The following is a 23,302-nucleotide window of genomic DNA, read 5'->3' as shown; positions in this document are numbered from 1 at the left end:
GCGGTGTGGGCCTACCGAAAGAGCCGGTAGTTCTGCCACCCCAAACCGATGGTGAAAGACCCACCCCAGCCGCCGGAGTTGATCGGGTAGTGCCTGAGGGCGCCGGAACTGGTTCGAGCGGTCAACCCGTAGGAGTCTGGGCCCCGGAAACCCGAGACGGCTTGTGCGCTTTCGATGTGTTGCCAGCCGGAGCCGATGGTACGTCGACTCTCGTAGATGAAACGTGCTTTTCCATTGGACCGGTAAAGCACCAGTTCACCGTTGGTGCGGGTGGCGAGCACGTCCTGGTTGTCGTCCCGGTCAAAGTCGGCCAGCGTGATCTTCAGGTTCTGCCACCCCGACCCGATCTGCCCCCGGGCCTGCGAGGACAGGGCTCCGCCGGTGTTGTTTGCGTAGTGCCACAGCCGTCCTGCGCCGTCCTTGGTGACCACCGACGGGTACCGGCTCCCCCGCCACCAGGTGCCGACAGTGATCTCATGGTTGGCCCAGCCGCTGCCGATCCGGATGGGTGACTGGAAACCGCCGCCCCGGAGCCCCCGATAGAGCGTGAGTTTTCCGTCCTGCCACTGGGCGAGGATGTCCTGGATGCCGTCGGAGTTCCAGTCGGTGGTGAATCCGGCCTTCAGACCGCCCCAGCCGCTGCCCACCCGGGCGCGCTGCGCGAATCCGCCGGTCCAGTTGGGTGGGTAATTCCACAGTACCCCTGCGGAATCCACTGCGGTGAGGTCCGTTGGGCTCTTGATGGTCGGGTTGGAACCGTCGAAATAGTGCTCCAGCGTGGGGATTCCGCGGGTCTTCATCTCGGTGGCGAGTGGTCGCCCCACGTAGCGCAGATGCCACGGTTCGTAGGTGTAACCGGTGGTCGATTGGTAACCGTCCGGGTAGCGAATAATGAACCCGTACCGCCATGCATTGGCAGCGACCCACTTGCCGCCCGCGGTGGTCCCGAAACAGGCACCCAGGCCACAAGAGCCGTTGGCGTTGCCGACGTCGACGGCGAGTCCGGTCTGATGCTCGCTGTGCCCCGGGCGTGCCGAAATGGTGTCGGCCACTGCCTGCCCGTATCGCGCCACATAGCTGTTGTAGAGGGATGCCTGCTCGGCGTAGGAACGGTAGGCGCTCACCACGCTCAGTGGTGCCCCAGCGTTACGGGCGCCAGCAAAGAGGCTTTCCAGATTCGCCGAGACCGCACGCCGGAGTACATAGTTGGTGCCGGGAAAATAGACCAGATCCGGTGCGATGTAGTTCAGGGGGTTCAGCGGCCGTGACTTGGTGACCAGCACGTGATAGCTGTTCGGGTTCGCCACAGGGACGGCGGCCGTTGCGGGCTGGGCTGCGAGCATCCCACCCAGTAGGGTGCAGCACAGCACGACGACGCTGAGGAGTCTTGCGCGAAGCCTTGGGGTCCGGATGGGTGAGGGCATGAGGATTCCCGCGGGTAGGTGGGTCTGGTGGACCTATCGTCCCACGCACTCCGGTCCGCCGCTAGGGGACCAAAGGCGCAGGACATTGCCGCCAACCGAGTGGTTACAGAACCTTCGAGAGGAACTCTTTGGTGCGTTCATGCTGCGGGTTGCCAAGGACATCCTCGGGTTTGCCCTGCTCGACCACCACTCCGCCGTCCATGAATACCACCCGGTCCCCAACTTCGCGGGCGAAGCCCATTTCGTGGGTGACCACCATCATGGTCATGCCGTCCTTGGCCAGCTGCTTCATCACATCGAGCACGTCACCCACCAATTCGGGGTCCAGGGCGCTGGTGGGTTCGTCGAAGAGCATCATGTCCGGGTCCATGGATAGCGCACGTGCAATTGCCACGCGCTGCTGCTGCCCGCCGGAAAGCTGGGCCGGAAAGGCCATGGCCTTGTCCTCCAGACCCACCTTGGCGAGGTTGCGCGCCGCGACCTCACCTGCCTCTGACTTGCTGCGCTTCTTCGCCCGGATCTGAGCCAGGGTGAGGTTACGGGTCACGTTCAGGTGCGGGAAGAGGTTGAACTGCTGGAACACCATGCCGATGCGGGTGCGTACTTTGTCCAGGTCCGTCTCGTCGTCCGTGATATCGACGCCTTCCACAAGGATGGTGCCGCTGGTGGGCTCTTCCAACCGGTTGACGCACCGGAGCAGGGTGGACTTCCCGGAGCCGGACGGGCCGATCACGCAGACCACCTCGCCCTGATCCACATGGAAGTCGATGCCCTTGAGGACCTCGTTGTCCCCGAAGCTCTTGTGCAGGTCGCGGACCTCGATGGCCGGCACGCCCTTGCGGAGCGCTGCTTCAGTCACAGGGCTCACCGCCCTCTCTTGTTGTGTCGTTCAAGCTTGGCCACCAGCTGGGTGAGCGGCAGGGTGATGATCAAATACAGGAGGGCAGCGAGGACCAACGGCGTTGCGTTGGCGGATGAAGAGACCATGTCACGGGCGAAGGTGGTCAACTCGCGGTCGCCCAGAGCCATGCCCGCGATGAACAGGAGTGAGGTGTCCTTGATCAGGATGACCAGTTCATTGGTCAACGGCGGGGTGATGATCCTGAACGCCTGCGGCAGGACGACAGAGATCATGGTCCACGATGGATGCATCCCCAGGGATCGAGCGGCCTCCACCTGGCCTGGCGGAACAGCTTCAATCCCCGCTCGGATGGTTTCGGCGATGTAGGCGGAAGAGACGATGATCAGGGCGATCAGGCCAGCACCGGCGCTACCGCCCGGCGGACGCCAGCCAAAGGCGATCGGCACCGCGAACGCAAAACCGAAGATCACCAGCAGAGCGGGGAGCCCCCGAAACAGCTCGATGTAAGCGGTCGCTGCCCAGCGATAGGGCAGGACCGGAGAGAGCTTCATCAGCGCCAGAATCAGGCCGAGGAGCAGCCCACCGACAAACGCGATGGCTGTGTAGAGGACTGTGTTCTTCGCCGCGACGGTCAGAATTTCGGGGAATGCCTCGACAGCAACGTCCAGGTCGAAGAAGTTGCTTTGGATCGCCTCCCAATCGGCGAGCCAGACGACGACGGCGACGGCGAGGATGAAGAGTGCGTACAGGGCGCCGCGGGTCAGACGTCTGCGGGTTGAGCGTTTCAAGTCGGGAGCCAATCTTTCTCGGGGGCTGTCGGCCCGGAACCCGTCAGGATCCGAGGATCCCGGGCCGGTTCCGGGCCGGGGTTTCTACTCCGAGAAGTAGGTGTTGTAAATCTCGTCGTACTCGCCGTTGTCCCGCAGCTCGGCGAGCTGCTCGTTGACGGCCTCGAGGAGATCCTCGCTGCCTTCCTTGGGCAGTGCGAAACCGTATTGCTCATCGGTTTCGAACTCTTGGGCGATCGTGTAGGTGCCGTCCTCGGTGTGGCTGAGGTTCACAGGCAGGTCCTGCAGGATGGCTGCGACGTTGCCGGCCTGGAGAGCTGAGTACAGTTCCGCGTCGCTCGGGAAGGCTACAACCTCGGTGTCGGAAGGGACGTTCTCGCGGGTGTACGTTTCACCGGTGGTTCCGGCCTGGACACCCACCGACTCGCCCGCAAGATCGTCGATCGAGGCAAGATCCGAGTCCACGGGAACCAGCAGGGACTGCAGGGAATCGTAGTACGGCTCGGTGAACGCAATGTTCTCCGCGCGCTCCTCGGTGATCGTGATGGCGCTGGCACCGACGTCGCACTGGCCGGCCGCAAGCACCGCGCCACTGGCGAGGCCGTCGAAGCCGACGTCGACCACCTCAAGCTCGAGGTCCAGGCCGGTGGCGATGGCGCGCATCAGGTCCATGTCGAAGCCGACGTATTCGCCGTCCTCTTCATACTCGAATGGCGCGTACGGGATGTCCGAGCACACGGTGAGCGCGCCCTCAGCAATCAGGCCGAGGCCCGAATCATCGGCGGCTGGCTCGTCGGAGCCACCGCAGGCGCTAAGTGCTAGCGCACCGATGGCCGCGATGGCGAGGGTCTTGGGAACGGATGAGCGCTTGGCAAACATGCAAATACCTCTTTGGTGGACGGGAAAACTTCGATTCAAATTCTAGCCGCATGGAGATGTGCATCACAGGCTACAGGTATTGCGTACTGGTAACCATCGGGACCTGGCAGTACTGAGGACCGGTAATTCTACCGCCGGATGCCCAGGGCCTCGATCATGGGCCTGAACTTGCTCCACGATTCCGCCAGCTCAGCTGCGGCATTCGATGCAGCGACGATGCCACACCCCGCGTACATTCGCACCCGGGTTGGACTCTCGATTACCGCGCCGCGTAACGCGATGCCCCACTCTCCATTGCCCCGGGCATCCATCCAGCCCACGGGCCCGGCATAGGGTCCGCGCTCCATATGCTCCAGTTCCCGGATCAGGGCTCCCGCTACGGTCGTCGGTGTCCCACAGACCGCCGCAGTGGGGTGCAACGCCCCGACCAGGGCCAGCGACGTCGGTACGCTGCCATCGGCGCCCGGTTCCAGTTGCGCTGTGACATCGGAAGCCAAATGCCAGACGTTGGGTAGTTCGAGGACGAACGGCTCGCTGTGTGATGTCATGGTGCTGGTGAATGGCTCCAACTGGCCGGTCAGCGAGTCGATGGCGATCTGGTGCTCATGCAGTTGCTTCTCGGAGCCAGCGAGCACCCGCTGCGCGTAGTCCGGATCATCGGCCGGTGCATTGTTGCGGTCCAGGGTGCCGGCGAGGACCCTGGCCTGGGCCGTCGAGTTCTCAACTTTAATGAGCATTTCAGGTGTTGAACCGATCAACCCGTCCACCGAGTAGGTCCAGCAGTCCGAGTACCTGACTGCCAGTTCGCGCAGCACCTGGGCGGTCGCCACCGGAGAACCGAGCTCGGCGACGACGTCACGCGCGAGCACCAACTTACTCAGCTCGCCGCTGCGAACGTGCTCGATCCCCTGCTCCACGGCGGTCATCCACTGCTCCTCGGAGAGAATTCCCGGGGTGAGCCGGTCGGCGGCGTCAGGAACACGTTCGATGGCCGTCTCGTCGAGGTATTCAGCCAGTGCCGCCTCGGCGGCGTCGGCGGTTACTTCAGCGCCTTCGTCGTCGGTGATGTAGGTCAGCCAGCTGTGACCATCGCGGCAGCCCACCACAATGCGCGGCACAATCAGCCGGGACTGATGCTGGGAGGTCTTGGAGAACGCAAACGAGCCGAAGGCCACCAGTCCGGAACCGGGAACGGCGAGCGGATTGTCGACGTCGGCGGCGTCGAGTTGGGTGCGCCACCACTCCTGGGCCTCAATGAACCGGTCGGGGCCCGCCGTCGTGAACCGGGCGCTTTCACCGAAGGCAACCAGGCCATCGCCGCGGCGCACCCAGGTGTGAACGTCATTGCGGGCAACATAGTCGAGCAGGCCGGTACTGTCGTCGAGCTGTCCCCGGGGAATGGTGATGCTGCGCAGACCGCGCACTGGTGTCAGCGGCGGCGCGACCGCGATGGAGGACGGAGTGCTCATGATTTCCAAGCCTACTCTTGCCCGGCAGTGGCAGGGACGGGCTGGCCGTGCCACTGCCGGAACCCGGTTGCCCGGAACCCGGTTGCCCGCGCCCCGATTATGGACCTGTCAATTGTTTGAGACAATACAAGGGTGAACCGTGCATCACTGGAAAAGCGTCCCGAAGAAGTTGCAGCCATGTTTGACGACGTGGCGCCCAAATACGACGTGGTCAACGACGTCCTGTCCCTCGGACAGACCCACCGCTGGCGTCGCATTGTGGTGGATGCGGTAGGAGCCGCGAAGGGCCAAAAGGTGCTCGACCTGGCCGCCGGAACCGGCACCTCCAGCGAGCCCTACGCAGACAACGGGGTGTACGTCGTCGCCTGCGATTTCTCCCTTGGCATGTTGCGGGTCGGCAAACGCCGTCGCCCGGACATTGATTTCATTGCCGGCGATGCCACCGATCTGCCGTTTGCCGACAACTCCTTTGACGCGACGACCATCTCCTTCGGACTCCGTAACGTGCACCGTCCACAACAGGCGCTCGCGGAGATGCTGCGCGTCACCAAACCCGGCGGAAAACTGGTGATCGCCGAGTTCTCACAACCAACCGTTCGACTGTGGCGCACCATGTACACGGAGTACCTGATGCGGGCATTGCCCGCGATTGCGACGAAGGTCAGTTCGAACCCGACCGCCTACGTGTATCTCGCGGAATCCATCAGGGCCTGGCCTGATCAGGATGCACTGGCTAGCTGGCTCACTGATGCCGGGTGGCAGGACGTGGCCTACCGCAATCTCAATGGCGGTATCGTCGCCGTCCATCGCGCGACCAAGCCCGCTGACACTGCTACAGCACCCGCACAGGCGCGCCTCAGCCGCCGCAGCACGCGGCCAGCAAACTAAGTGTCGGTACTGATTGTCGGGGCTGGCCCCGCTGGCTCAACCGCTGCCTACTACCTGGCGCGTGCCGGGGTAGACGTGACAGTGGTGGAAAAATCGGTCTTCCCGCGTGAGAAGGTCTGTGGAGACGGGTTCACGCCCCGCGCAGTCCGTGAGATCCAGCTGCTCGGCCTGCCCCATGAGGAGACGGCGGGATGGCGCCGCAACGTCGGGCTGCGGCTCAAAGCTGGCGGCCGCACCGTCGAGGTGCCCTGGCCGGAGCTAACCGACTTCCCCGATTACGGGCTGGTCCGCACCCGGTTCGGATTCGATGAACAACTAGCCGAACACGCTCGCGCGGCGGGCGCCGTCATCCTTGAGGGTCACTCCGTCACCAGAGCGATCCGCAACGACGCCGGCCGAGTGACCGGCGTCGTCGTCAATATCCTGGACTCGTCCGGGCGTAAGACGGGGGAGACCCGGCAGTTTCACGCTGACACCGTCCTGGCGGCCGATGGCAACTCGACCCGGACGGCCGTCAGCCTGGGCTTGGCGAAGCGCGATGATCGCCCGCTCGGCGTCGCGGTACGAACCTACTTCACCAGTCCGCGCCATGAGGACCCCTGGATGGAAGGGTGGCTCGAGCTCCCCGACGCGACCGGCAAGCCGCTTCCCGGCTACGGCTGGGTCTTCGGTGTGGGGGATGGCACGTCCAATGTGGGCCTGGGCATCCTCAATTCCTCTGCCGAGTTCGGCAAGCTGGATTACAAGCAGGTGCTGCGGGACTGGACCGCCGGGATGCCCGCTGAGTGGGGTTTCGTTCCCGAGCAGCAAGTCGGCGAGATCCGCGGCGCCGCCCTGCCCATGGGCTTCAACCGGACACCCCACTACAGTCCGGGGATGCTGCTGCTCGGCGATGCCGGTGGAATGGTGTCCCCGTTCAACGGCGAGGGTATCTCCTACGCGATGGAGTCGGCCCGGTACGCTGCCGAGTTCATCATCAACGCCGAACAGGTCGTTTCAACCCTGGGCCGCGATCAGGTCCTGGCCGGTTACGCGCCACACATCAGAGGGCTGTGGGGGAGCCACTTTACCCTCGGCACCATCTTCGCTCAGCTGATCGGCAAGCCGGCCATTCTGCGGTTGGCGTTGCGGACCGGCATGCCGATCCCGGTGCTGATGCGCTTTGTGGTGCGGATGCTCGCCAACCTGACCGACTCCGGTGGCAAAGGTTTCGAGGACCGCGTCATTCACCTGCTGGAGCAGCTGGTGCCGGCCGTCAGCAACCAATCCCATCCGCGCGCGCGGACGCATGCCAGTTCCACGCGCTCTACTAGTTAGTCTTAGACAGTGACAGAATCTGCAAACCCCGGCTGGACCCGTGCTGGACACTCGCTGTCCGACGGCGCCGAGCTCGACACTGCCACCGGAGCCATTGCTACCGGTCTGCGGCTTCCGCCCGGATTTGCCTTGATCGCCGAGGATCCTCACCTTGGGCCCGCGGTCACCACCTGCCTGGCCAAGGTCGAGAAGCAGCTCCGGGAAGCCATCGCCAGCTCCGATCCGCTCGCCGATGCCACCAGCCGCCACCTCGTTGAAGCGGGCGGCAAACGCATCCGGCCACTGTTGACCATTCTGGCGTCGCACCTCGGGGATGCCAGCCGCCCCGAGGTGGTGCAGGCCGCCGTCGTCGTCGAACTGACCCACCTGGCCACGCTCTATCACGACGACGTCATGGACTCGGCGCCGTACCGTCGTGGTGCGCCGACGGCCCACGAGGTGTGGGGTAACTCGGTAGCCATCCTGACCGGTGACCTGATCTTCGCCCGTGCCTCCATCCTGGTGTCGGAGCTGGGCGGCCGGGCCCTGGGGATCCAGGCTCGGACCTTTGAACGGCTCTGCCTGGGACAGCTTCACGAGACGGTCGGGCCCCGCGAGGACGAAGATCCGGTGGAGCACTATCTGTCGGTCATCGCAGACAAGACCGGGTCTCTGGTTGCGGCGTCGGGGCAGCTCGGCGCGCTGTTCGGCCAGGCCTCGCAGTCGGTCATCGACGTCATGCTGTCCTACGGCGAGAAGGTGGGGGTGGCGTTCCAGCTCGCCGACGACGTCATCGACGTCACTGGCGTCAAGGTCACTTCCGGCAAGTCACCAGGCACCGACCTGCGCGAGGGCGTCCCGACGCTGCCGATTCTGCTGATCCGCCAGGCCGCTGCTGCCGGGGACGCTTCGGCCGCCAATGTTGTCGACCTGGTCGATGGGGACCTCACCTCGGACGAGTCGCTCGCTACCGCCGTCGCCGCCGTCAGTACCCACCCGGCAACCCAGGACGCCTGGAAGGTCGCTCAGCAGTGGGCCGACGACGCCGTCGCCGCCCTCGAACCACTGCCGGAAAGCATCGTCAAGCAGGCGCTGACCGCTTTCGCCCAGGCCGTCGTCACCCGGGACGTCTAGCCCCGGCTCCTCTTGTCGACCTGACCTGCGCCAATCAGGACCCGACGACGTGTTGGCGCTGCTCGCCCAGACCGTCAATGCCGATCGTCATAATGTCCCCGGCCGCCAGATAGGGGAAACGGCCGGACAGGGCAACACCCTCGGGGGTGCCGGTGTTCACCACGTCTCCGGGATCCAGGGCCATGTACTGGGAGAGGTTGTGAATGATCTCGGCGACGCTGAACACCATGTCAGCTGTCGTGGAATCCTGCCGGGGGTCACCGTTGACGGTTGAGTAGAGCCGGAGTGCCTGCGGATCCGCGACGTCGGCGACCGGCACCAAGGCTGGTCCCATCGGGTTGAAGGTCGGCGCGCACTTGCCCTTGGACCACTGGCCTCCCGAGTGCCCGATCTGGTAGTCGCGTTCCGAGACATCGTTGCTGATCGTGAACCCGGCGATACAGTCGAGAGCCTCTTCGACGCTGGACAGGTAGGACGCCCGCTTGCCGATGACCACGGCAAGCTCCACCTCCCAATCAACTTTCTGGGCGCCCGGCGGGATGACGACGTCGTCGTTCGGCCCGACGACCGTATTGGGATGCTTGAAGAAGATGATCGGGGCCTTGGGCGGCTGGTCGCCGGTCTCGGCAGCGTGCGCCGCATAGTTCTGGCCCACGCAGACGACGGCGTTAATACCAGTCAGCGGAGCTCCCACCCGCATCGCTGTGGCCCCCTCAAGTGGTGGCAGGGTGCCGGCAGCCAATGCATCACGCACCCGGCCGATACCGTCCTCCCCGAGGAACAAGCCGTTAATCTCGGCGGTCAGTCCGCGCAGGTCATAGGTTTCCCCGTCCTGGCGCACCGCAGGGATTTCCCGGCCGGGCTCACCCAATCGCATTAGTTCCATTTTAAGTCTCCTTTTTGTCGCGTAGTAAACAGGTGGTCTAGGCATCAGAGCGGAGCAGAAGAGAATGCATCCCGCCGTCGACAGTCAGGGAACTTCCGGTTGTGGAGCCATTGGCCGGGTCGGCCAGAAAGAGGATTGATGATGCCACCTCTTCGGCGGACACCAACCGACCATGCGGCTGGCGGGCTTCCAGCGCCTGGCGCTCAGCGGCGGGATCCGTCGCAGCTGCAAGTAACCTGCCAACCCATGGGGTGTCTGCGGTGCCGGGATTGACGCAGTTGACCCTGATGTTGTCCCGCATATGATCCGCTGCCATTGCTCGGGTGAGCGCGGCCACTGCGCCTTTGCTCGCAGAGTAGAGCGCCCGTTGCGGCAGGCCATGGGTCGCTGCCACCGAAGCGGTGTTGACAATGGCTGCGGAAGCCGATTCCCTGAGGTAGGGGAGTGCCGCCCGTGACACCCGGGCGATCCCAACAACGTTGATGTTCAACACGCGGAGCCACTCGTCGTCAGCATTGTCGGCCACAGTCCCGGCTGCGCCTATCCCCGCATTATTGACGACGATGTCGATGCCCCCGAGCTCACTGGCCACCGACGCCACTGCCGAGTCAACCGAAGCGCTGTCACCGATGTCGCAGGTGAAACCGACGACGCCGTCAGGCAGATTGTCGGGCTGCAGGTCAAGCACAGCGACCCGGGCACCGCGGGCCACCAGCTCGGCGGTGACCGCGGCACCTATTCCAGACGCTCCGCCGGTCACGAGAGCGCGCACGCCATTGAAAGTGTTTGCCATGGTTGTCCTTATTCTTCGTTGAATGGATGGTCAGCAGAGCTTGGCTGGCGGCGGAACTCTCAGCTCGGAATCTTCCTGAGAGAAGGCTTCCGCGAAGCGGTGGTACGCACCGATCAAATGTCGATGCATGGCCGATTCCGCAGCGTCGGGGTCGCACAGTGCGATGGCATCAACGATCGCTCGGTGTTCCTCCACTGTGCTGGTTCCCTGATAATCGGCTGGATGGAGACGGAAAAGGTGTAGGTGGCAGTGAGTCGCTCGGTAGGCATGCAGGGCGAACTCGTTGCTGCTGGCCAAAAGGATCCGATCATGAAACATGGTGTCGTGCGCTACCAGCTGGTGACGAATACTGCCGTCGGTTGATGCGCCGGCCTCGAACTCGTCAAGGGATGCGTGAAGGATGCGCGCCGGGTTGCTGAGACGATTGACGGCGGCCGCCCGTGCCGCCCACGGTTCGATCAGCAGACGAAATTCAAACAACTCCCGAAGTTCTGCTGTCTCAAGTAGCGCCGTCGTGCGGTAACCCTTGCCGGGTGTCTTGACGATCAACCGGTCGCCCTCTAGCTGACTCAAGGCCTCACGAATGGGAGTCTGAGACACACCGAGCTCCCGAACAAGAGCATCAATGTTTATTTTGGCGTCCGGCGGGAGCTGCAGGTCCAGGATCTTCGCTCGAAGTCTCCAATACACGTGTGCCCCGGATCTCCCGCGGTGTTCAACGTCCGAGGAGGAAAAACTGGTCATCTCCCACCAGCCGGGTGAGTGTTTCGTTGAGCGAGGATGTAGCTGAGTTGGCTGCCGATTCCAAACTTCCACGGGTCCAGATCTTCAGTGGGTTTCACCATGTTGGTCAGTTTACCCAGCCGATCGCTACCGATTTCCACGACATCGCCGGCCTTGTGGGTGAATCCCATCCCCGGTGTTTCGCGGTCCTCATTGGGAGCGAACAATGTCCCGGTAAATAGCACGAACCCGTCGGGATACTGATGATGCTTGCCGTAGGCCGCACCGACAAGTTCCTCGAACGGGCGGCTGAGCCGTTGAACGCTGTTGGTTCCGGTCAGGACATACCCATCGGCCCCGCGAACCGTGAGCTGGATGCTCTCGTGGCGTGCGTCGTCGAGCGTGTAAGAATCGTTGAACAATCTCACGAAAGGACCCAGCGCTGCCGAGCCATTGTTGTCCTTCGCCATGCCGAGCAACAGGGCGCTGCGGCCTTCGACATCGCGAAGGTTGACGTCGTTGCCGAGGGTGCAGCCGCGGATACGGCCCTGGTTGTCCACCACGAGTACCAGTTCTGGCTCGGGGTTATTCCAGGAAGAAAACCCCGGGATACCGATGTCAGCCCCGGTGCCAACTGCGGATAGGACCGGGGCCTTGGTGAAGACCTCGGGATCCGGTCCAATGCCGACTTCCAGGTACTGGGACCAGAATCCCTCGCGCACCAGTACCGCCTTCACCCGGGAAGCCTCGACGGATCCTGGACGGAGTCCTTCAAGACTCCCACCGAGAGCATCCAGCACCAGCGTGCGCATCTGTTCGGCCAGCGTGAAGTCGCCCGCGCAGCGTTCCTCAATGACGCGTTCGATCATGCTGTCGACGAACGTGACACCGCAGGCTTTAAGAGCCTGGAGATCTACTGGTGCCAGCAGAGATGGTGAGGCACCGCTCATCGAGTCATGATCAGCCTTCTCGAAGGTCGCGCTGATGACCTCGGCGAGGTTCCAGCGTTGCGCATCCGACTGACGGACGTGCTCGAGGAGCATAGTCGTATCTTCACGATTCAGGAGGTCAGATACCGTCGTGGCAAAGTCGAACAAATCGACGACCGTGTCACCATCCACCATGATCGGGCGTGGCCCCCCGGTCGCTGGGTCCCAGAGGCGTCCAACCAGGAGGGCCACGCTAGCGTCCTCGGGCAGCAAGCCGCTCATCCTTCAACGCTCCCGGACTGGGACTGGGACTGGGACTGTGCGACGACGACGTTGCCGTCGACGCGGCGGGCAACGTTCCACGGGTTTGCCTCTTGGAGGGGGACGGGTAGCTCACGGTCGGGCAAGTCCTGGTAGGCGACGGGCCGGGTGAAGCGACCGATCGCTGCGGTCCCCACGGACGTGGTGTGGGAGGTGGTGGCCGGGTATGGCCCACCATGCTGTTGTGCGTACGAGACGGTCACCCCCGTCGGCCACCCATTCCAAAGCACCCGGCCCGCTATGCCGGTGACCGCGTCGATGAGCGACGCAGCATCGTCGGCGTCGTCCGCATGGATAGACGCCGTCAACTGACCCTCCATCAGAACTGCCAGGCCCGGCAATTCCTCCGGTTGCTGATACCGAACCACTAGGGTGGCCGGTCCAAACATCTCCAGGTGCAGGATTTCAGGATTTGCAGCGACCACTGTGCTGTCAGTAAGCAGAACGGTAGGAGCAGGTACCAGGTCATCCGATCCGGGAATCAGGGCGGTGACTCCATCGTGGGCGGCCGCCTCATCACGAGCGTGACCGAAGGATTCGCGCAGTCCAGGCGTGAGAAGCTCGCTCAACGCTGCATGTCCCAACTCCGGTTCGAGCACGCCGCGGAGGTCCTCCTCTGAATAAGTGTCAGGAACAAACAGCACCCCTGGTTTGGTGCAGAACTGTCCCATCCCGGCGGTGAACGATGCGGCATAGCCGGTGAGGATTGACTGCGAACGGCTTTCCCACGCTTGGGGGAGCACGAAGACCGGATTGATGCTGCCGAGCTCGCCGTAGAACGGGATGGGTTCCGGCCGTGAGCTGGCCCTGTTGAAAAGCGCGCGCCCGCCAGCCGTGGACCCGGTGAAGCCAATAGCCTTCACCAGCGAATGGTCCACCAGTGCCTCGGCCGCGGTTCTGCCCTCGATCACCGAAAACAGGTGGTCTGGCGAGCCGCTCTCCCGGAGAGCTTCGGTGACGATCTCGGCTGTTCGCACGGCGAGCGTTCTATGCCCTCCATGGATCTTGTGAAGAACCGCGCATCCAGCCGCCAACGCCGAGGCGGAGTCTCCGCCGATCACACTAAAGGCGAACGGAAAGTTGGACGCACCGAACACTCCGACTACCCCCAGGGGAACATTGACCCGCCGGATGTCAGGTCGAGGGCCCATGCCCCAGTCAGCATCGGCATGGTCGATCGTCGCATCTAATGGAATGCCAGCGATGACCTCTTCGGCAAAAAGGTCTAGTTGGAACGCGGTGCGTTTGAGCTCGCCTTGAAGCCTGGCGGGTGCCAGGTGCGTGTCAGCCTGACCAAGCTCAACGAGTTCGTCGGCGTGGGCCCGTAGTGCAGCAGCGACAGCGGTCAATCTGTTGGCTCTGAGGGAGGGGGCCTCAGTAGCAACGTGCAGGAAGGCTTGATGCGCCGCCCGGGCCGCGTGGTCGACGTCCTCGGTGGTGACTGCGATGGGGAGGGTGATAGCGGTCATGGTTCTCCTTCGGGTGGATCTGCAGATCAGCGTGCGTTGAGTTCCTGCCAGCCAGCGCCGGCAGGGAAGGTCCACCGAGTGGTCGAGGCGTCCAGCATCTCAGCACCCACACCCGGACGCTTCGGCGCCTGATAGCGTCCACCGGTCACGATGACGGGCTCAGCGAAGTGCTCGTGAAGGTGATCAACGAACTCGATGACTCGGTCTTCCATGGTTCCGGTAATTGCTGCGTAGTCGAAGAATGAGAAGTGCTGCACCAGTTCGCACAGGCCCACACCACCCGCGTGTGGGCACACCGGGGTCTCGAACTTTGCTGCGAGCAGGAGATTGGCGATGTTTTCGTTCACACCCGCGACGCGAGTCGAGTCGATCTGCATGATGTCGATGGCACCGGCCTGAAGCAGCTGCTTGAAGATGATCCGGCTTTGCACCGCCTCGCCCGTCGCCACCTTGACCGGGTGGACAGCCTTCCGGATGGCGGCGTGGGCCAGGATGTCGTCGGTGCTGGTGGGTTCCTCTATCCAGTACGGGTTGAAGTCCTGCAGCTGGTTGACCCAGTCAATAGCATCCTGTTCTTCCCACCGCTGATTGGCGTCGATAGCGATCCGGACGTTCGGGCCAACTGCTTCCCGGGCGAGCGACAGGCGACGTCGATCATCGGCAATGCTCCCGGCAACCTTCAGCTTGATCATGCCGAATCCATCAGCCACTGCTTCCTTGGATAAACGCACAAGCTTCTCGTCGCTATACCCCAGCCAGCCAGGGGTAGTGGTGTACGCCGGATAGCCGTTCTGCCTGAGCTCGGCGATCCGTTCCTGCTTGCCCTCCTGTCCACGCTGAAGAAGGTCGGTGGCGTCCTGCGGGGTCAGGGCGTTGGATATGTGGGTGAAGTCAACGGCGCTGACCAGTTCCTCGACCGGCATCTCACTGAGCAAGAGCCAGAGGGGTTTGTTCTCTCGGCGTGCGCGGATGTCCCAGAGAGCGTTGATCAGGCCTCCGCAGGCCATGTGGGAAACACCCTTCTCGGGACCGAGCCAGCGCATCTGCGAATCGTGGATCAGCCGTTTGGAGGCGTCGCCGAGGTTGTTGACCAGCTCATCGGTGTCCTGGCCGATCAACAGCGCCCCATAGCTGTCCATGGCGGCAGTGATGATCTCGTTGCCTCGCCCACAGGTGAAGACCAGACCGTAGCCCCGCTCGCCGGAGTCTGTCGCCACTTCAACGTAGGCGGCTGAATAGTCAGGGTCGACATTGACGGCGTCCGACCCTGACAGGTCCAGGGATGTTGGAAAGCGCACATCGGACGTGCGCACTGAGGTGATGCGGGACATAGGAACTCCTAAAGGTTCAGGTCTTGCAGACAGTTGGGGTTAGAGGAAGCCCAGTAGCGTGGGCAATCCAACGGTGAGCGCCGGGACAAAGGTTATGACGAGCAGAGTGGCGACCATGGGGATGAAGAAGGGAAGAATTCCCTTGATAACCGTCGGCACTGGTATGCGGGTGACGCTCGACAGGACGAAAAGCACCAGCCCCACAGGGGGCGTGATCAGCCCGATGAGGAGGTTGAAGATGACCATAATGCCGAGGTGGATCGGATCGATACCGAAGGTTTCCGCGACGGGAAGCAAAACCGGTACGAGAATCAGGATTGCTGCCGTGGGCTCCAGAACACAGCCAACAATCAGCAACAGGACGTTGACCAGGATCAGGAACACAATGGGCTGATCGGTGATCTGCAGGATGAGGTTTGCTGCCACCTGGGGTGCCTGTTCACGAGCCAGCACCCACCCGAACAACGCAGCGGCAGCCACGATCAGGAGCACTGAGCCGGAAGTCTCCACCGTCGTTAGCAGGGTACGGTACAGCTTCCGCCAGGTGAGCGCGCGGTACACAATGGCGAGGATGAAGATGTAAACGACGCCGATCCCACTAGCTTCGGTGGGGGTAAACACGCCGCTGAGGATGCCGCCCAGAATGACAACTGCCGATCCCATTGCTGGAAGAGCTGCAAGCGTGGTGCGGCCACGCACTTTCCAGGTCGACTTTGGCAGGCGCAGATGGTTCTGCTTCCGCATAAGAATCCAGACCGTGAAACAGAGGGCTGATACCAGCACCAGAGCGGGCAGGATGCCAGCCATAAAAAGGGCCCCCACAGAAACCCCGGCGGTGACTGCGTAGATGACCGCCGGAATGCTCGGCGGAATCATGGGTGCGATGAGACTCGAAGCGCCAGTCACCCCCAGCGCAAATTCACGGGAGTAGCCGCGCTGAACCATAGCTGGAACTTGCACCCGCCCCATGGCAGCGGCATCGGCAATAGCTGCACCGCTCATCCACGAGAAACCAAAACTCGTCGCCACGTTGACGTAGCCAAGGCTGCCACGGAGATGCCCGATACCCGCGACGGCTGCATCGTAGAGCTTGTCGGTCACCCCGGATACATTGGCAAGGTTCCCGAGGAGGATGAACATGGGGACGGCGAGGATAGCAAAGCTATCGACACCGGAAACAGTCTGCTGGACCGCTGTACCAATCCGTGCGGTCGGGTCCATGATGACGTAGGCCACTGACGGGATCAGAAGAGCGAAGGAGACGGGCACGCGCAGGGCGAGCAGCACCAGCAGAGCGATGAGCATGATGAGAAGGGTCATATCGTGTCCTAGGCCGCTTCCCGTTCGAGGTTCTCCATGGCATCGGGGACAACTTCGGGGTGGCGGATGTTGAGGAAAATGTGCAGGGCAGCATGCAGGAAAATCAGCGCAAAACCGGTGACGGCCGCAAAGTAGACCACACTCATTGGCAGGCCCGTAGCGGGAGCCTGGAGCCGGTTGGCGCCGGATGCAAACTCGGCCCCCGCGACGGCCAGCACGCCAGCGGTGACCAGGACGGTAAGAAGGGCGAACGTATCCAGGACGATCGTTCCGGTTCGACCCAACTTGCTGGCCAAGAGATCCACGGCGATGTGTATCCGCCGTGCCATGACAAAACCGGCAGAGACGAACGTGAACCAGAGCAGCATGAACCTGGCTAGTTCCTCAGTCCAGCTAAACGGTGTATTGAACACATAACGGCTCACCACCTGCAGCATGATCAGGCCGAGCAAGGACACCAGGAGCGTGCAACACGCGATCCGTTCAACATTCACCAAGCCCCGGTAGAGCTTGCTGCGCTGTTCGGCAAAGTCCGGCAGATCGGGTTCGTGAGGAACATGGGCCCCGGTGGCAATGTTGTTTTCGTTGAGGGCGTCAGCCCTGGAAGAGTCTGAACTCATCGGGCGTCCTTGATTTCTCGATACAGCTCACCCCAGGGCTGCTGCAGGAGTGCTTCCTCGGCGGCGGCGGCGAAGGACTCGCGGTCGACGTCCTCGTTCACCTGAATCCCGTTGCCCGCGCGCCATTCGTCGAGGATGCCCTCTTCCTGCTCCTCGATGCACACGCGAGTGTCATCGGCGGCGACAGCATCGCGCCCTCTAGTGCTTCACGCTCGTCATCGGTCAAACCCTCGTAGACGGTGCGTCCGGTGGTGATCATGACCCCCTGGATCATGTGTCCGGTGAGGTTGATGTAGTCCTGAACCTCATTGAACTTGGCCGTTGAGATGGTTGGGATGGGGTTTTCCTGGGCGTCAATGACTCCCTGCTGCAGGGCGAGGTAAACCTCGTCCAGTGCCATCGGTGTGGCGGTGCCGCCCATAGCCGCGATGTTCTCGAGGTACAGCGGTGCGTTAGGGGTACGGATCTTCAGACCGTTGAAGTCAGCAGACTCACTGATCTCCGTGTTGGCGGTTACGTGTCGGGTACCGTAATACCAGCTTGAGAGAACACGGATGTCAGAGCTTTCATAGAGGTTATCGAAGACGGTTGCCATGGATTCGCCCTCGACGGTTTCCTCGAAGTGGTCGACGTCTTCAAACAGGTAGGCGCCGTCAAGCACAGCCGCATCCTCTTCCCACACGCCGAGGAAGGACGGGCCAGCGATCGCCATGTCCAGCGCGCCAGAGGCTACTTGTTCCAGGGACTCTGACTCGTTGCCGAGCTGGGCTGCAGGGAAACTCTCGATCTGAATACCGCTACCCTCTAGTTCCTCCTTGAGCGCTGCGACACCGCATTCTTCTACAGGGTGCCCTGCTTCGTAGACATGGGCAAGGCGCAGTGTCTTGGCATCAGTATCGGCCTGGCCTACCTCGTCGCGGTCCACGGGTGTGCCGACGTTACATCCTGACAGTAGGAGCGCTGCGCAGGCAGCGAGACCGATCGCGGCGGTGGAACGACGACGGCTGGTGGGCGTGGAGTTTTCGAGCTTCATTGCTGGATTCCTTCCGGGAATACTTCGTTGTGGGTATGGATTAGATGTTGATGTTCAGAGAAAGTTTGAGTGCCAGTTCACGAAGTTGTTCCGCTGTGGATACGGGAAGGCGGACCGAGGTGGCGGCCGCACCCTCCTTGCTACGCTCTGGATCGCCAGGAGCGTGTATCTCACGGCTCGCCGGACCGGCGTCACGGACCCGTTGCTGGAGGTCTGCAACTCTTGCTTCGGTGTGACTGCGGCTCGTGAACGCCTCGGCGTTGATACCGACGATGAGGTGTCCGTTATTCATCCGCGATGATGGACTGGACCAGATGTCAACGGTCTCGTAGGCGTATGTAGCTGCCGTCAATGAGGAGGCGAAGGCTTCCAGAAGCACTGAAACAGCCGATCCCTTGTGGTTACCAAAAGGAATCATCGAGCCGGCGGCGGCTTCGTCGGGATCGGTAGTGGGGTTTCCATCGGTATCGACAGCCCAGCCTTCTGGAAGCTGCTGTCCCTCGTTTCGAGCGGCGATCACTTTGCCATAGGCCCCATTGCTGGTGGCCAGGTCAGCGGTGAGGGGCCAGTCGGCGGAGGCGGGCGCCCCGAGCGTCAGCGGGTTTGTTCCCAATACTTTGGCCGTGCCCCCATGGGGTGCCACGACGGGGCCGGTGGAGGAGGTGATGAAGGAGAGAAATCCGGCTGCGGCCAGCTGGTCACTCCAAAAGGCACCCGCGCCATAGTGACTGCTGTTCTGCACAGCAACAGCCGCGATCCCCTGGACTCGACCCATTTCGAGGACCTTGTCGACGGCCGATTGCATGGCTACCTGGCCCAGTGCGGCGTCGGCGTCGAGCACGGCCACCGCATTGGCCTTCGAAGAGTAGGACAGGGTCGGTGTTGGGTTGATCCCGCCGAGTCGGATCGCTTCCGCGTAAAGGGGGAGACGCAACAGTCCGTGCGAGAAGATACCTCGCTGGTCTGCCTGGACAAGTGATCGAGCGGTGAGGTCAGCGTCGTCGGACGGAACACCGGAGGACACGAGGATCGAAACGGCGAGCCGGTGAAGATCTGTAACAGCAAAGCTTTGATGGGTCTGCAACATCGAGCACCTTTAATATAGGAATTACACAAATCCTATATCAGGCGTGCTCGGGGTCACAAGGGTATGCCAGAAATTTCTGTCAATTGCTGGATGGTGGGGTCTTCGGGCAGGGAAATCCGCCGGTGCCGCGCAGGATGCCCCAGGTAGTGGACCGGAAATCGGCGGGCAACCGTCGTGCCGGGCCGGGATACGCATGTGGGACTTCGCAACTCGGGGAAATCCGCACAGCCAAGGAGGCACGAAGGCGCGGCATGACAGCGCAGCGCCGTGCACGCTACAGGCAGGCGCGCAGCTCGGCTGCCTTCCTGGCCCGCACCGCAGGATCAACGACGGGTCGCTTCGGGGTGAAGTAGAAACCGTCGTCGTGCCAGCGGGGGAGCACATGCTGGTGATAGTGCCAGACATGTTGGCTGCCGGCCGGCTCATTATGCTGGCGGGTGGAGATGCCGTCAGGTGACCAGGCCCGCTTGATGGCGACCGCCATGTCGCGGGTGACGATCATGATGCGGGCGGCGACGTCGTCGGGCAGCTCATAGAGCAACTCGAAGTGGGCCCGGGGAGTCACCAACACGTGGCCGGGTTGCGGGTCGAAGCCGTGGGAGGCAATGAACGCCAACACCAGGTCGTCTGAGTAGATCAGGTCGCCGGGCTCGCACAGGTTTTTTGGGTTTGCGAAATCCCCGGCGGCGAGGTCGCAGAAGGGGCACCGGTAATTGTCAGGAGCATGCCGCACCCACTCGGTCACTCCTCGACCGCGTCTTCCTCGAACACCCACTCGAACATGTCGAGAACGTATTCGCTGAACGTGCCCTCTTCACTCTTCCAGGTACCGCGAGCGTTGTTCCGACGCCAAATGATGGGATCGGGGACATCCAACTGATCCACCCTGATACCCCAGGTGTACTTTTCCTCTTCGTCTTCGAGGAAAAGCAGGTGTCCGTCCTCGATCGTGAGCTCATCGGGATCCCAGAAGAAGTGGTACGCCTCCATGATGTCTTCGACGGCCCCGACGGCAAGGTAGAAGTCGCGCAGAGCGAGGGGAAGATCGAAATCCTGGTCCTCCATGAGGTCCTGAAGTTCTTCCTTCGACAGGCCATCTTCCGCCGACCACTGGTCATCGAAGTACGCCGGAACCAGGGCACGGAATTTGTCCAGGAATAGCTCAGTCAATTGAAACTCCAGGGGTGGGATTGGGGGATACATCCATCCTAGCCCCCACAGTGCGGTGGCTTATGCAGTGCCCGAGCGCTTCCAGCCCAGGACTGCCAGCGGCGCTCGCCAGCTGAAGCGCCATGCGAGGACCCGGAGGGTGAAGACCAATGCAGCGACGACGCCGCCGGTCGCCACATTGAACCAGCCGTTGCTGACCAGCAGGGTGGTCAGACCGGCCCCGAGCATGGCCGGAAGCGCGTAAATGTCCCGGGGATCGAAGAGTTGGGGCACCTCATTGGCCACCACGTCACGGAGCAGGCCACCGCCAACCGCCGTGGTCACGCCGAGGAGGATACCCGCCACCGGGTGAAGCCCGAACTCCAGCGCTTTCACCGTGCCGGTGATGCAGAACAGGCCCAGGCCGGCGCGTCGAACACCACCAGCAGGTTGCTGACCCGTTCGACGCCGGAGAAAAGGAAATACACCAGCAGGGTCGCGAGCACCGGTGGGAGCAAGTAGAAGGGATTGGAGAAGGCCGCAGGGACCGTATCGATGATCAGGTCCCGAGCCACCCCGCCGCCCAATCCGGCCAGGGAGGCCAGCAGCAGGGAACCCACCAGATCAAAGCCTTTGCGTGCGGCAAGGAGAGAGCCGGACACCGCGAAGAAGAAGACCCCGAGCAAATCGATCATCAGGGCAACGTCGACGGCGTTGGTCATGGGTTCCTCACTGTCCGGGGTGCGCGTGGTTGGTCCGTGCCAGCTGCAATCCCGGCCAGTCTGAGTTTACCCAGCGCAGGCTCCCAATGTGGAGTCAAATGGCGTTGCCCCGACTGATTGGAGCTAGCGTATCCGCCGGGCCAGGCCGGGGTAGTCGACCACCACGCCGTCGTCGTCGACAGTCAGCTCGGCAGTGAATCCGCGGTTGCCGGAGCTATACAACACCATCGCAGGACTGTCGGGTCGCGCCGGCCGCACATGGCTGTACACCTGAGTGCTGGGGATTACCCGCAGGCTCGGCACCTCAACCCACGCCATGGTGAGTTCGGTTTCGTCTGCCGGCGCGTCGTCGTCCGAGACCAGGTTGAGTCGGAGGATCGGCATCGTGTTGGTCACCGGACACAAGCCCAGATCGCAATCCAGCGCAGCGGCCAGTCCATCGGGATCCGTGATCCCGGGCGGGGGGAGATCGACGGCACCGGAGCTCTGCGTATCGCTGGACCAGTGGCCGTCCTCCGATCTCACCAGCTCCAGGTGACGGCTCCACCCTTGGCCATGGACGGTGACGGTGAGCCGCTGGGTCACCCAGCCCGACGTCGTGGCGAGCGCCCAGCTCACCGCATAATCTGTGGTCCTGGAGGTGCCGTGAGCGGTAAGCCGGTCGGATTCGAGGTTGATGGTGGCCGTGTCCAGCCGGCCGGGGTCGTCCTCGCCCTGCCAGCTGTGCTGGAGGCTGGTGTGCGATGGGTTTGCCATCCTCATACCCTATGGACCGGCGCACCCCAGCGCCAGACCCCGTGCCAGACACCGTCGCTGGAAATAGGGCGAGCCCCGAGGCCAGCCCGGGGCCGGGCTCGTGACAAAGTTGAGCTTATGAGCCCTACCCCCCAGTCGGCCGCCGAACCTGCAGCGAGCGCACCGATGAGAGTCGTCAACGCCTTGCTGGGTTGGACTTCGACGAAACGGCACTACAACTCGCTCGAATGGATGCGGGCCCGGTACCTGCAGCGCGCCTACCCCACTCCGGCGCCGTTGCCCCGAGCCCTGCGGCGGCTTTGCACCGTCGAGGAGCTGGCGGTCGACGGCGTCCGCACCCTCACCCTGCGTCCCCGGTCGGCGGGCCCCGGACGCCACATCATCTACACCCATGGTGGGACCTACATCAACGAACTGGCCCGCCCGCACTGGTGGATCATTGCAGCGCTCATCAGAGCCACTGGGGCAACGGTGACTGTGCCGCTCTACCGGTTGGCGCCCGAACACAGCTTCAGGGAAACCTACGACTACCTCGCCGCCGTCTACGAACTGGTGCTCTCAACAACGAGCGCCGACGACGTCGTCCTGGCCGGGGATTCGGCGGGCGGCGGGTTGGCGGTCGGCCAGGCCTTGTACTTCGCGGCTCTCGGCCTGCCACAGCCCGGCCACCTGATCCTCTTCTCGCCCTGGCTGGACGTCACAGGCACAAACCCAGCCATTCCGCAGTACGACCGGGTCGATCCCATGCTTGCGGTTCCAGGCGCAGTCGAGGCGGGAAAATGGTGGGCGGCAGGCGAGGACCCCAAACATCAGCTGCTGAGCCCGATCTTCGCCCCGCCCGCCGCATTGGCTGAGCTCCCGCCCGTGACGCTCTATCAGGGGAGCCGGGACATCTGCATGGCAGACGCCATCGCGTTCGATCGGGTGATGCGAGACGCCGGCCGCGTCATAGCGTTCAACCGGTACCCGGGTGCCTTCCACGTGTTTGTGGGGCTCCCCTGGCTGCGTGAGTCGCGGGCGGTGTTCGACGATATCCGCCGGACAATGGCAGCCCCCGAAACTGTGGAAGCAGATAGACCTCAGCAGCCATAGACGCGCTGCCTGCAAGGGTCTAGAGTGAATGTACTGCCCCAGACCCCGGCGCCGTGTTGAGTGGAAAAACATTCCATGGAAGTATCCGGACGGGGCAGATTTCTTTTAACATCTCTCGCTGCGAAAAGGTTCTTCCCTCTGGACGTTCTTTACTCATCCGGTTCCAACTCACAAGCTGAGGCAGCGCAGCGAATCCTCAAGATCGTCGGTATTTCGGGGAGGTATATGAGTAATGAGTTCTGAGACAGTCAAACGACGCTTGGAAGGTGACCATATGGTAGCTAAACCGCGGTCAGTGAGTCGGATAGGTACATCGGCAAACTGACGGCAA

The 23,302-nt window shown here is 62.8% G+C and carries 22 protein-coding genes and 1 pseudogene; 4 read left to right on the top strand and 19 right to left on the bottom strand.

The window, feature by feature from the left end:
- Nucleotides 1-11: 11 nt before the first annotated feature.
- The 5 genes from DDA93_RS13290 to DDA93_RS13270 all read right to left on the bottom strand — a co-directional run bounded on the left by DDA93_RS13290 (nucleotide 12) and on the right by DDA93_RS13270 (nucleotide 5,422).
- Complete coding sequence (locus tag DDA93_RS13290; RefSeq protein ID WP_243400631.1) at nucleotides 12-1,424, bottom strand: D-alanyl-D-alanine carboxypeptidase family protein; 1,413 nt, start codon at nucleotides 1,422-1,424, stop codon at nucleotides 12-14.
- Between the two features lie 103 nt (nucleotides 1,425-1,527).
- Nucleotides 1,528-2,292, bottom strand: coding sequence for an amino acid ABC transporter ATP-binding protein (locus DDA93_RS13285; protein WP_279325277.1), 765 nt, complete (start codon nucleotides 2,290-2,292; stop codon nucleotides 1,528-1,530).
- Nucleotides 2,289-3,074, bottom strand: coding sequence for an amino acid ABC transporter permease (locus DDA93_RS13280; RefSeq protein WP_019481821.1), 786 nt, complete (start codon nucleotides 3,072-3,074; stop codon nucleotides 2,289-2,291). Before DDA93_RS13280 ends, DDA93_RS13285 begins: the two co-directional genes overlap by 4 nt.
- An 84-nt stretch (nucleotides 3,075-3,158) precedes the next feature.
- Nucleotides 3,159-3,953: a transporter substrate-binding domain-containing protein gene (locus DDA93_RS13275; RefSeq protein WP_116779023.1), complete on the bottom strand. Its 795-nt coding sequence runs from the start codon at nucleotides 3,951-3,953 to the stop codon at nucleotides 3,159-3,161.
- 128 nt (nucleotides 3,954-4,081) lie between these two features.
- Nucleotides 4,082-5,422, bottom strand: coding sequence for an isochorismate synthase (locus DDA93_RS13270; protein ID WP_116779022.1), 1,341 nt, complete (start codon nucleotides 5,420-5,422; stop codon nucleotides 4,082-4,084).
- 132 nt (nucleotides 5,423-5,554) lie between these two features.
- Here DDA93_RS13270 and DDA93_RS13265 point away from each other — a divergent pair, with 132 nt between their 5' ends.
- The 3 genes from DDA93_RS13265 to DDA93_RS13255 are packed head-to-tail and all read left to right on the top strand — an operon-like array spanning nucleotide 5,555 to nucleotide 8,740.
- Entirely contained in the window at nucleotides 5,555-6,310 is a 756-nt protein-coding gene (locus DDA93_RS13265) for a demethylmenaquinone methyltransferase (protein WP_116779021.1), read from the top strand.
- Nucleotides 6,311-7,627 carry a geranylgeranyl reductase family protein gene (locus DDA93_RS13260; protein WP_116779020.1) on the top strand — a complete coding sequence of 439 codons (1,317 nt, stop codon included), beginning with the start codon at nucleotides 6,311-6,313 and terminating at the stop codon, nucleotides 7,625-7,627.
- 9 nt (nucleotides 7,628-7,636) lie between these two features.
- On the top strand, nucleotides 7,637-8,740 hold the full coding sequence (locus DDA93_RS13255; RefSeq protein WP_116779019.1) for a polyprenyl synthetase family protein: 1,104 nt from the start codon (nucleotides 7,637-7,639) through the stop codon (nucleotides 8,738-8,740).
- Nucleotides 8,741-8,774: 34 nt separating this feature from the next.
- Here DDA93_RS13255 and DDA93_RS13250 read toward each other — a convergent pair whose 3' ends face one another.
- The 14 genes and pseudogenes from DDA93_RS13250 to DDA93_RS13185 all read right to left on the bottom strand — a co-directional run bounded on the left by DDA93_RS13250 (nucleotide 8,775) and on the right by DDA93_RS13185 (nucleotide 21,879).
- The gene (locus DDA93_RS13250) at nucleotides 8,775-9,626 is read right to left on the bottom strand and encodes a fumarylacetoacetate hydrolase family protein (RefSeq protein ID WP_116779018.1); all 852 of its coding nucleotides are present in this window, start codon (nucleotides 9,624-9,626) and stop codon (nucleotides 8,775-8,777) included.
- 37 nt (nucleotides 9,627-9,663) lie between these two features.
- A complete protein-coding gene (locus DDA93_RS13245) occupies nucleotides 9,664-10,419 on the bottom strand; it encodes an SDR family oxidoreductase (RefSeq protein ID WP_116779017.1) in 756 nt (251 codons plus the stop codon).
- 30 nt (nucleotides 10,420-10,449) lie between these two features.
- On the bottom strand, nucleotides 10,450-11,163 hold the full coding sequence (locus DDA93_RS13240) for a GntR family transcriptional regulator (RefSeq protein ID WP_116779016.1): 714 nt from the start codon (nucleotides 11,161-11,163) through the stop codon (nucleotides 10,450-10,452).
- Nucleotides 11,160-12,353, bottom strand: a complete 1,194-nt coding sequence (locus DDA93_RS13235; RefSeq protein ID WP_116779015.1) for a fumarylacetoacetate hydrolase family protein — start codon at nucleotides 12,351-12,353, stop codon at nucleotides 11,160-11,162. Before DDA93_RS13235 ends, DDA93_RS13240 begins: the two co-directional genes overlap by 4 nt.
- Nucleotides 12,350-13,861: an aldehyde dehydrogenase (NADP(+)) gene (locus DDA93_RS13230; protein ID WP_116779014.1), complete on the bottom strand. Its 1,512-nt coding sequence runs from the start codon at nucleotides 13,859-13,861 to the stop codon at nucleotides 12,350-12,352. Before DDA93_RS13230 ends, DDA93_RS13235 begins: the two co-directional genes overlap by 4 nt.
- Nucleotides 13,862-13,887: 26 nt before the next feature.
- On the bottom strand, nucleotides 13,888-15,192 hold the full coding sequence (locus DDA93_RS13225) for an enolase C-terminal domain-like protein (protein WP_116779013.1): 1,305 nt from the start codon (nucleotides 15,190-15,192) through the stop codon (nucleotides 13,888-13,890).
- Between the two features lie 39 nt (nucleotides 15,193-15,231).
- Nucleotides 15,232-16,512 carry a TRAP transporter large permease gene (locus DDA93_RS13220; protein WP_116779012.1) on the bottom strand — a complete coding sequence of 427 codons (1,281 nt, stop codon included), beginning with the start codon at nucleotides 16,510-16,512 and terminating at the stop codon, nucleotides 15,232-15,234.
- 8 nt (nucleotides 16,513-16,520) lie between these two features.
- Nucleotides 16,521-17,132, bottom strand: coding sequence for a TRAP transporter small permease (locus DDA93_RS13215; RefSeq protein WP_116779011.1), 612 nt, complete (start codon nucleotides 17,130-17,132; stop codon nucleotides 16,521-16,523).
- A 97-nt stretch (nucleotides 17,133-17,229) separates the two neighbouring features.
- Nucleotides 17,230-18,165, bottom strand: a complete 936-nt coding sequence (locus tag DDA93_RS13210; protein WP_243400630.1) for a DctP family TRAP transporter solute-binding subunit — start codon at nucleotides 18,163-18,165, stop codon at nucleotides 17,230-17,232.
- Between the two features lie 40 nt (nucleotides 18,166-18,205).
- Entirely contained in the window at nucleotides 18,206-19,252 is a 1,047-nt protein-coding gene (locus DDA93_RS13205; RefSeq protein WP_116779010.1) for an Ldh family oxidoreductase, read from the bottom strand.
- A gap of 274 nt (nucleotides 19,253-19,526) precedes the next feature.
- Entirely contained in the window at nucleotides 19,527-19,997 is a 471-nt protein-coding gene (locus tag DDA93_RS13200) for an HIT family protein (protein WP_116779009.1), read from the bottom strand.
- Complete coding sequence (locus DDA93_RS13195) at nucleotides 19,994-20,422, bottom strand: hypothetical protein (RefSeq protein WP_019481804.1); 429 nt, start codon at nucleotides 20,420-20,422, stop codon at nucleotides 19,994-19,996. Before DDA93_RS13195 ends, DDA93_RS13200 begins: the two co-directional genes overlap by 4 nt.
- Before the next feature lie 60 nt (nucleotides 20,423-20,482).
- A pseudogene (locus DDA93_RS13190) lies at nucleotides 20,483-21,123 on the bottom strand (TRIC cation channel family protein).
- A gap of 123 nt (nucleotides 21,124-21,246) precedes the next feature.
- On the bottom strand, nucleotides 21,247-21,879 hold the full coding sequence (locus DDA93_RS13185) for a putative glycolipid-binding domain-containing protein (protein WP_116779008.1): 633 nt from the start codon (nucleotides 21,877-21,879) through the stop codon (nucleotides 21,247-21,249).
- A gap of 117 nt (nucleotides 21,880-21,996) precedes the next feature.
- Here DDA93_RS13185 and DDA93_RS13180 point away from each other — a divergent pair, with 117 nt between their 5' ends.
- Complete coding sequence (locus DDA93_RS13180; protein WP_116779007.1) at nucleotides 21,997-22,971, top strand: alpha/beta hydrolase; 975 nt, start codon at nucleotides 21,997-21,999, stop codon at nucleotides 22,969-22,971.
- Nucleotides 22,972-23,302: the final 331 nt, after the last annotated feature.

It is taken from the genome of Arthrobacter sp. Bz4 (assembly GCF_003075455.1).
GTDB lineage: Bacteria > Actinomycetota > Actinomycetes > Actinomycetales > Micrococcaceae > Arthrobacter_D.
This window is presented reverse-complemented; position numbering and strand designations above follow the sequence as displayed.

Bases quoted from the DNA above. Each gene is read 5' to 3' on its own strand.
- DDA93_RS13290 (WP_243400631.1), bottom strand. From the start codon at position 1,424: ATGCCCTCACCCATCCGGACCCCAAGGCTTCGCGCAAGACTCCTCAGC.
- DDA93_RS13275 (WP_116779023.1), bottom strand. From the start codon at position 3,953: ATGTTTGCCAAGCGCTCATCCGTTCCCAAGACCCTCGCCATCGCGGCC.
- DDA93_RS13270 (WP_116779022.1), bottom strand. From the start codon at position 5,422: ATGAGCACTCCGTCCTCCATCGCGGTCGCGCCGCCGCTGACACCAGTG.
- DDA93_RS13250 (WP_116779018.1), bottom strand. From the start codon at position 9,626: ATGGAACTAATGCGATTGGGTGAGCCCGGCCGGGAAATCCCTGCGGTG.
- DDA93_RS13245 (WP_116779017.1), bottom strand. From the start codon at position 10,419: ATGGCAAACACTTTCAATGGCGTGCGCGCTCTCGTGACCGGCGGAGCG.
- DDA93_RS13240 (WP_116779016.1), bottom strand. From the start codon at position 11,163: ATGACCAGTTTTTCCTCCTCGGACGTTGAACACCGCGGGAGATCCGGG.
- DDA93_RS13235 (WP_116779015.1), bottom strand. From the start codon at position 12,353: ATGAGCGGCTTGCTGCCCGAGGACGCTAGCGTGGCCCTCCTGGTTGGA.
- DDA93_RS13230 (WP_116779014.1), bottom strand. From the start codon at position 13,861: ATGACCGCTATCACCCTCCCCATCGCAGTCACCACCGAGGACGTCGAC.
- DDA93_RS13225 (WP_116779013.1), bottom strand. From the start codon at position 15,192: ATGTCCCGCATCACCTCAGTGCGCACGTCCGATGTGCGCTTTCCAACA.
- DDA93_RS13220 (WP_116779012.1), bottom strand. From the start codon at position 16,512: ATGACCCTTCTCATCATGCTCATCGCTCTGCTGGTGCTGCTCGCCCTG.
- DDA93_RS13215 (WP_116779011.1), bottom strand. From the start codon at position 17,132: ATGAGTTCAGACTCTTCCAGGGCTGACGCCCTCAACGAAAACAACATT.
- DDA93_RS13210 (WP_243400630.1), bottom strand. From the start codon at position 18,165: ATGAAGCTCGAAAACTCCACGCCCACCAGCCGTCGTCGTTCCACCGCC.
- DDA93_RS13205 (WP_116779010.1), bottom strand. From the start codon at position 19,252: ATGTTGCAGACCCATCAAAGCTTTGCTGTTACAGATCTTCACCGGCTC.
- DDA93_RS13185 (WP_116779008.1), bottom strand. From the start codon at position 21,879: ATGGCAAACCCATCGCACACCAGCCTCCAGCACAGCTGGCAGGGCGAG.
- DDA93_RS13180 (WP_116779007.1), top strand. From the start codon at position 21,997: ATGAGCCCTACCCCCCAGTCGGCCGCCGAACCTGCAGCGAGCGCACCG.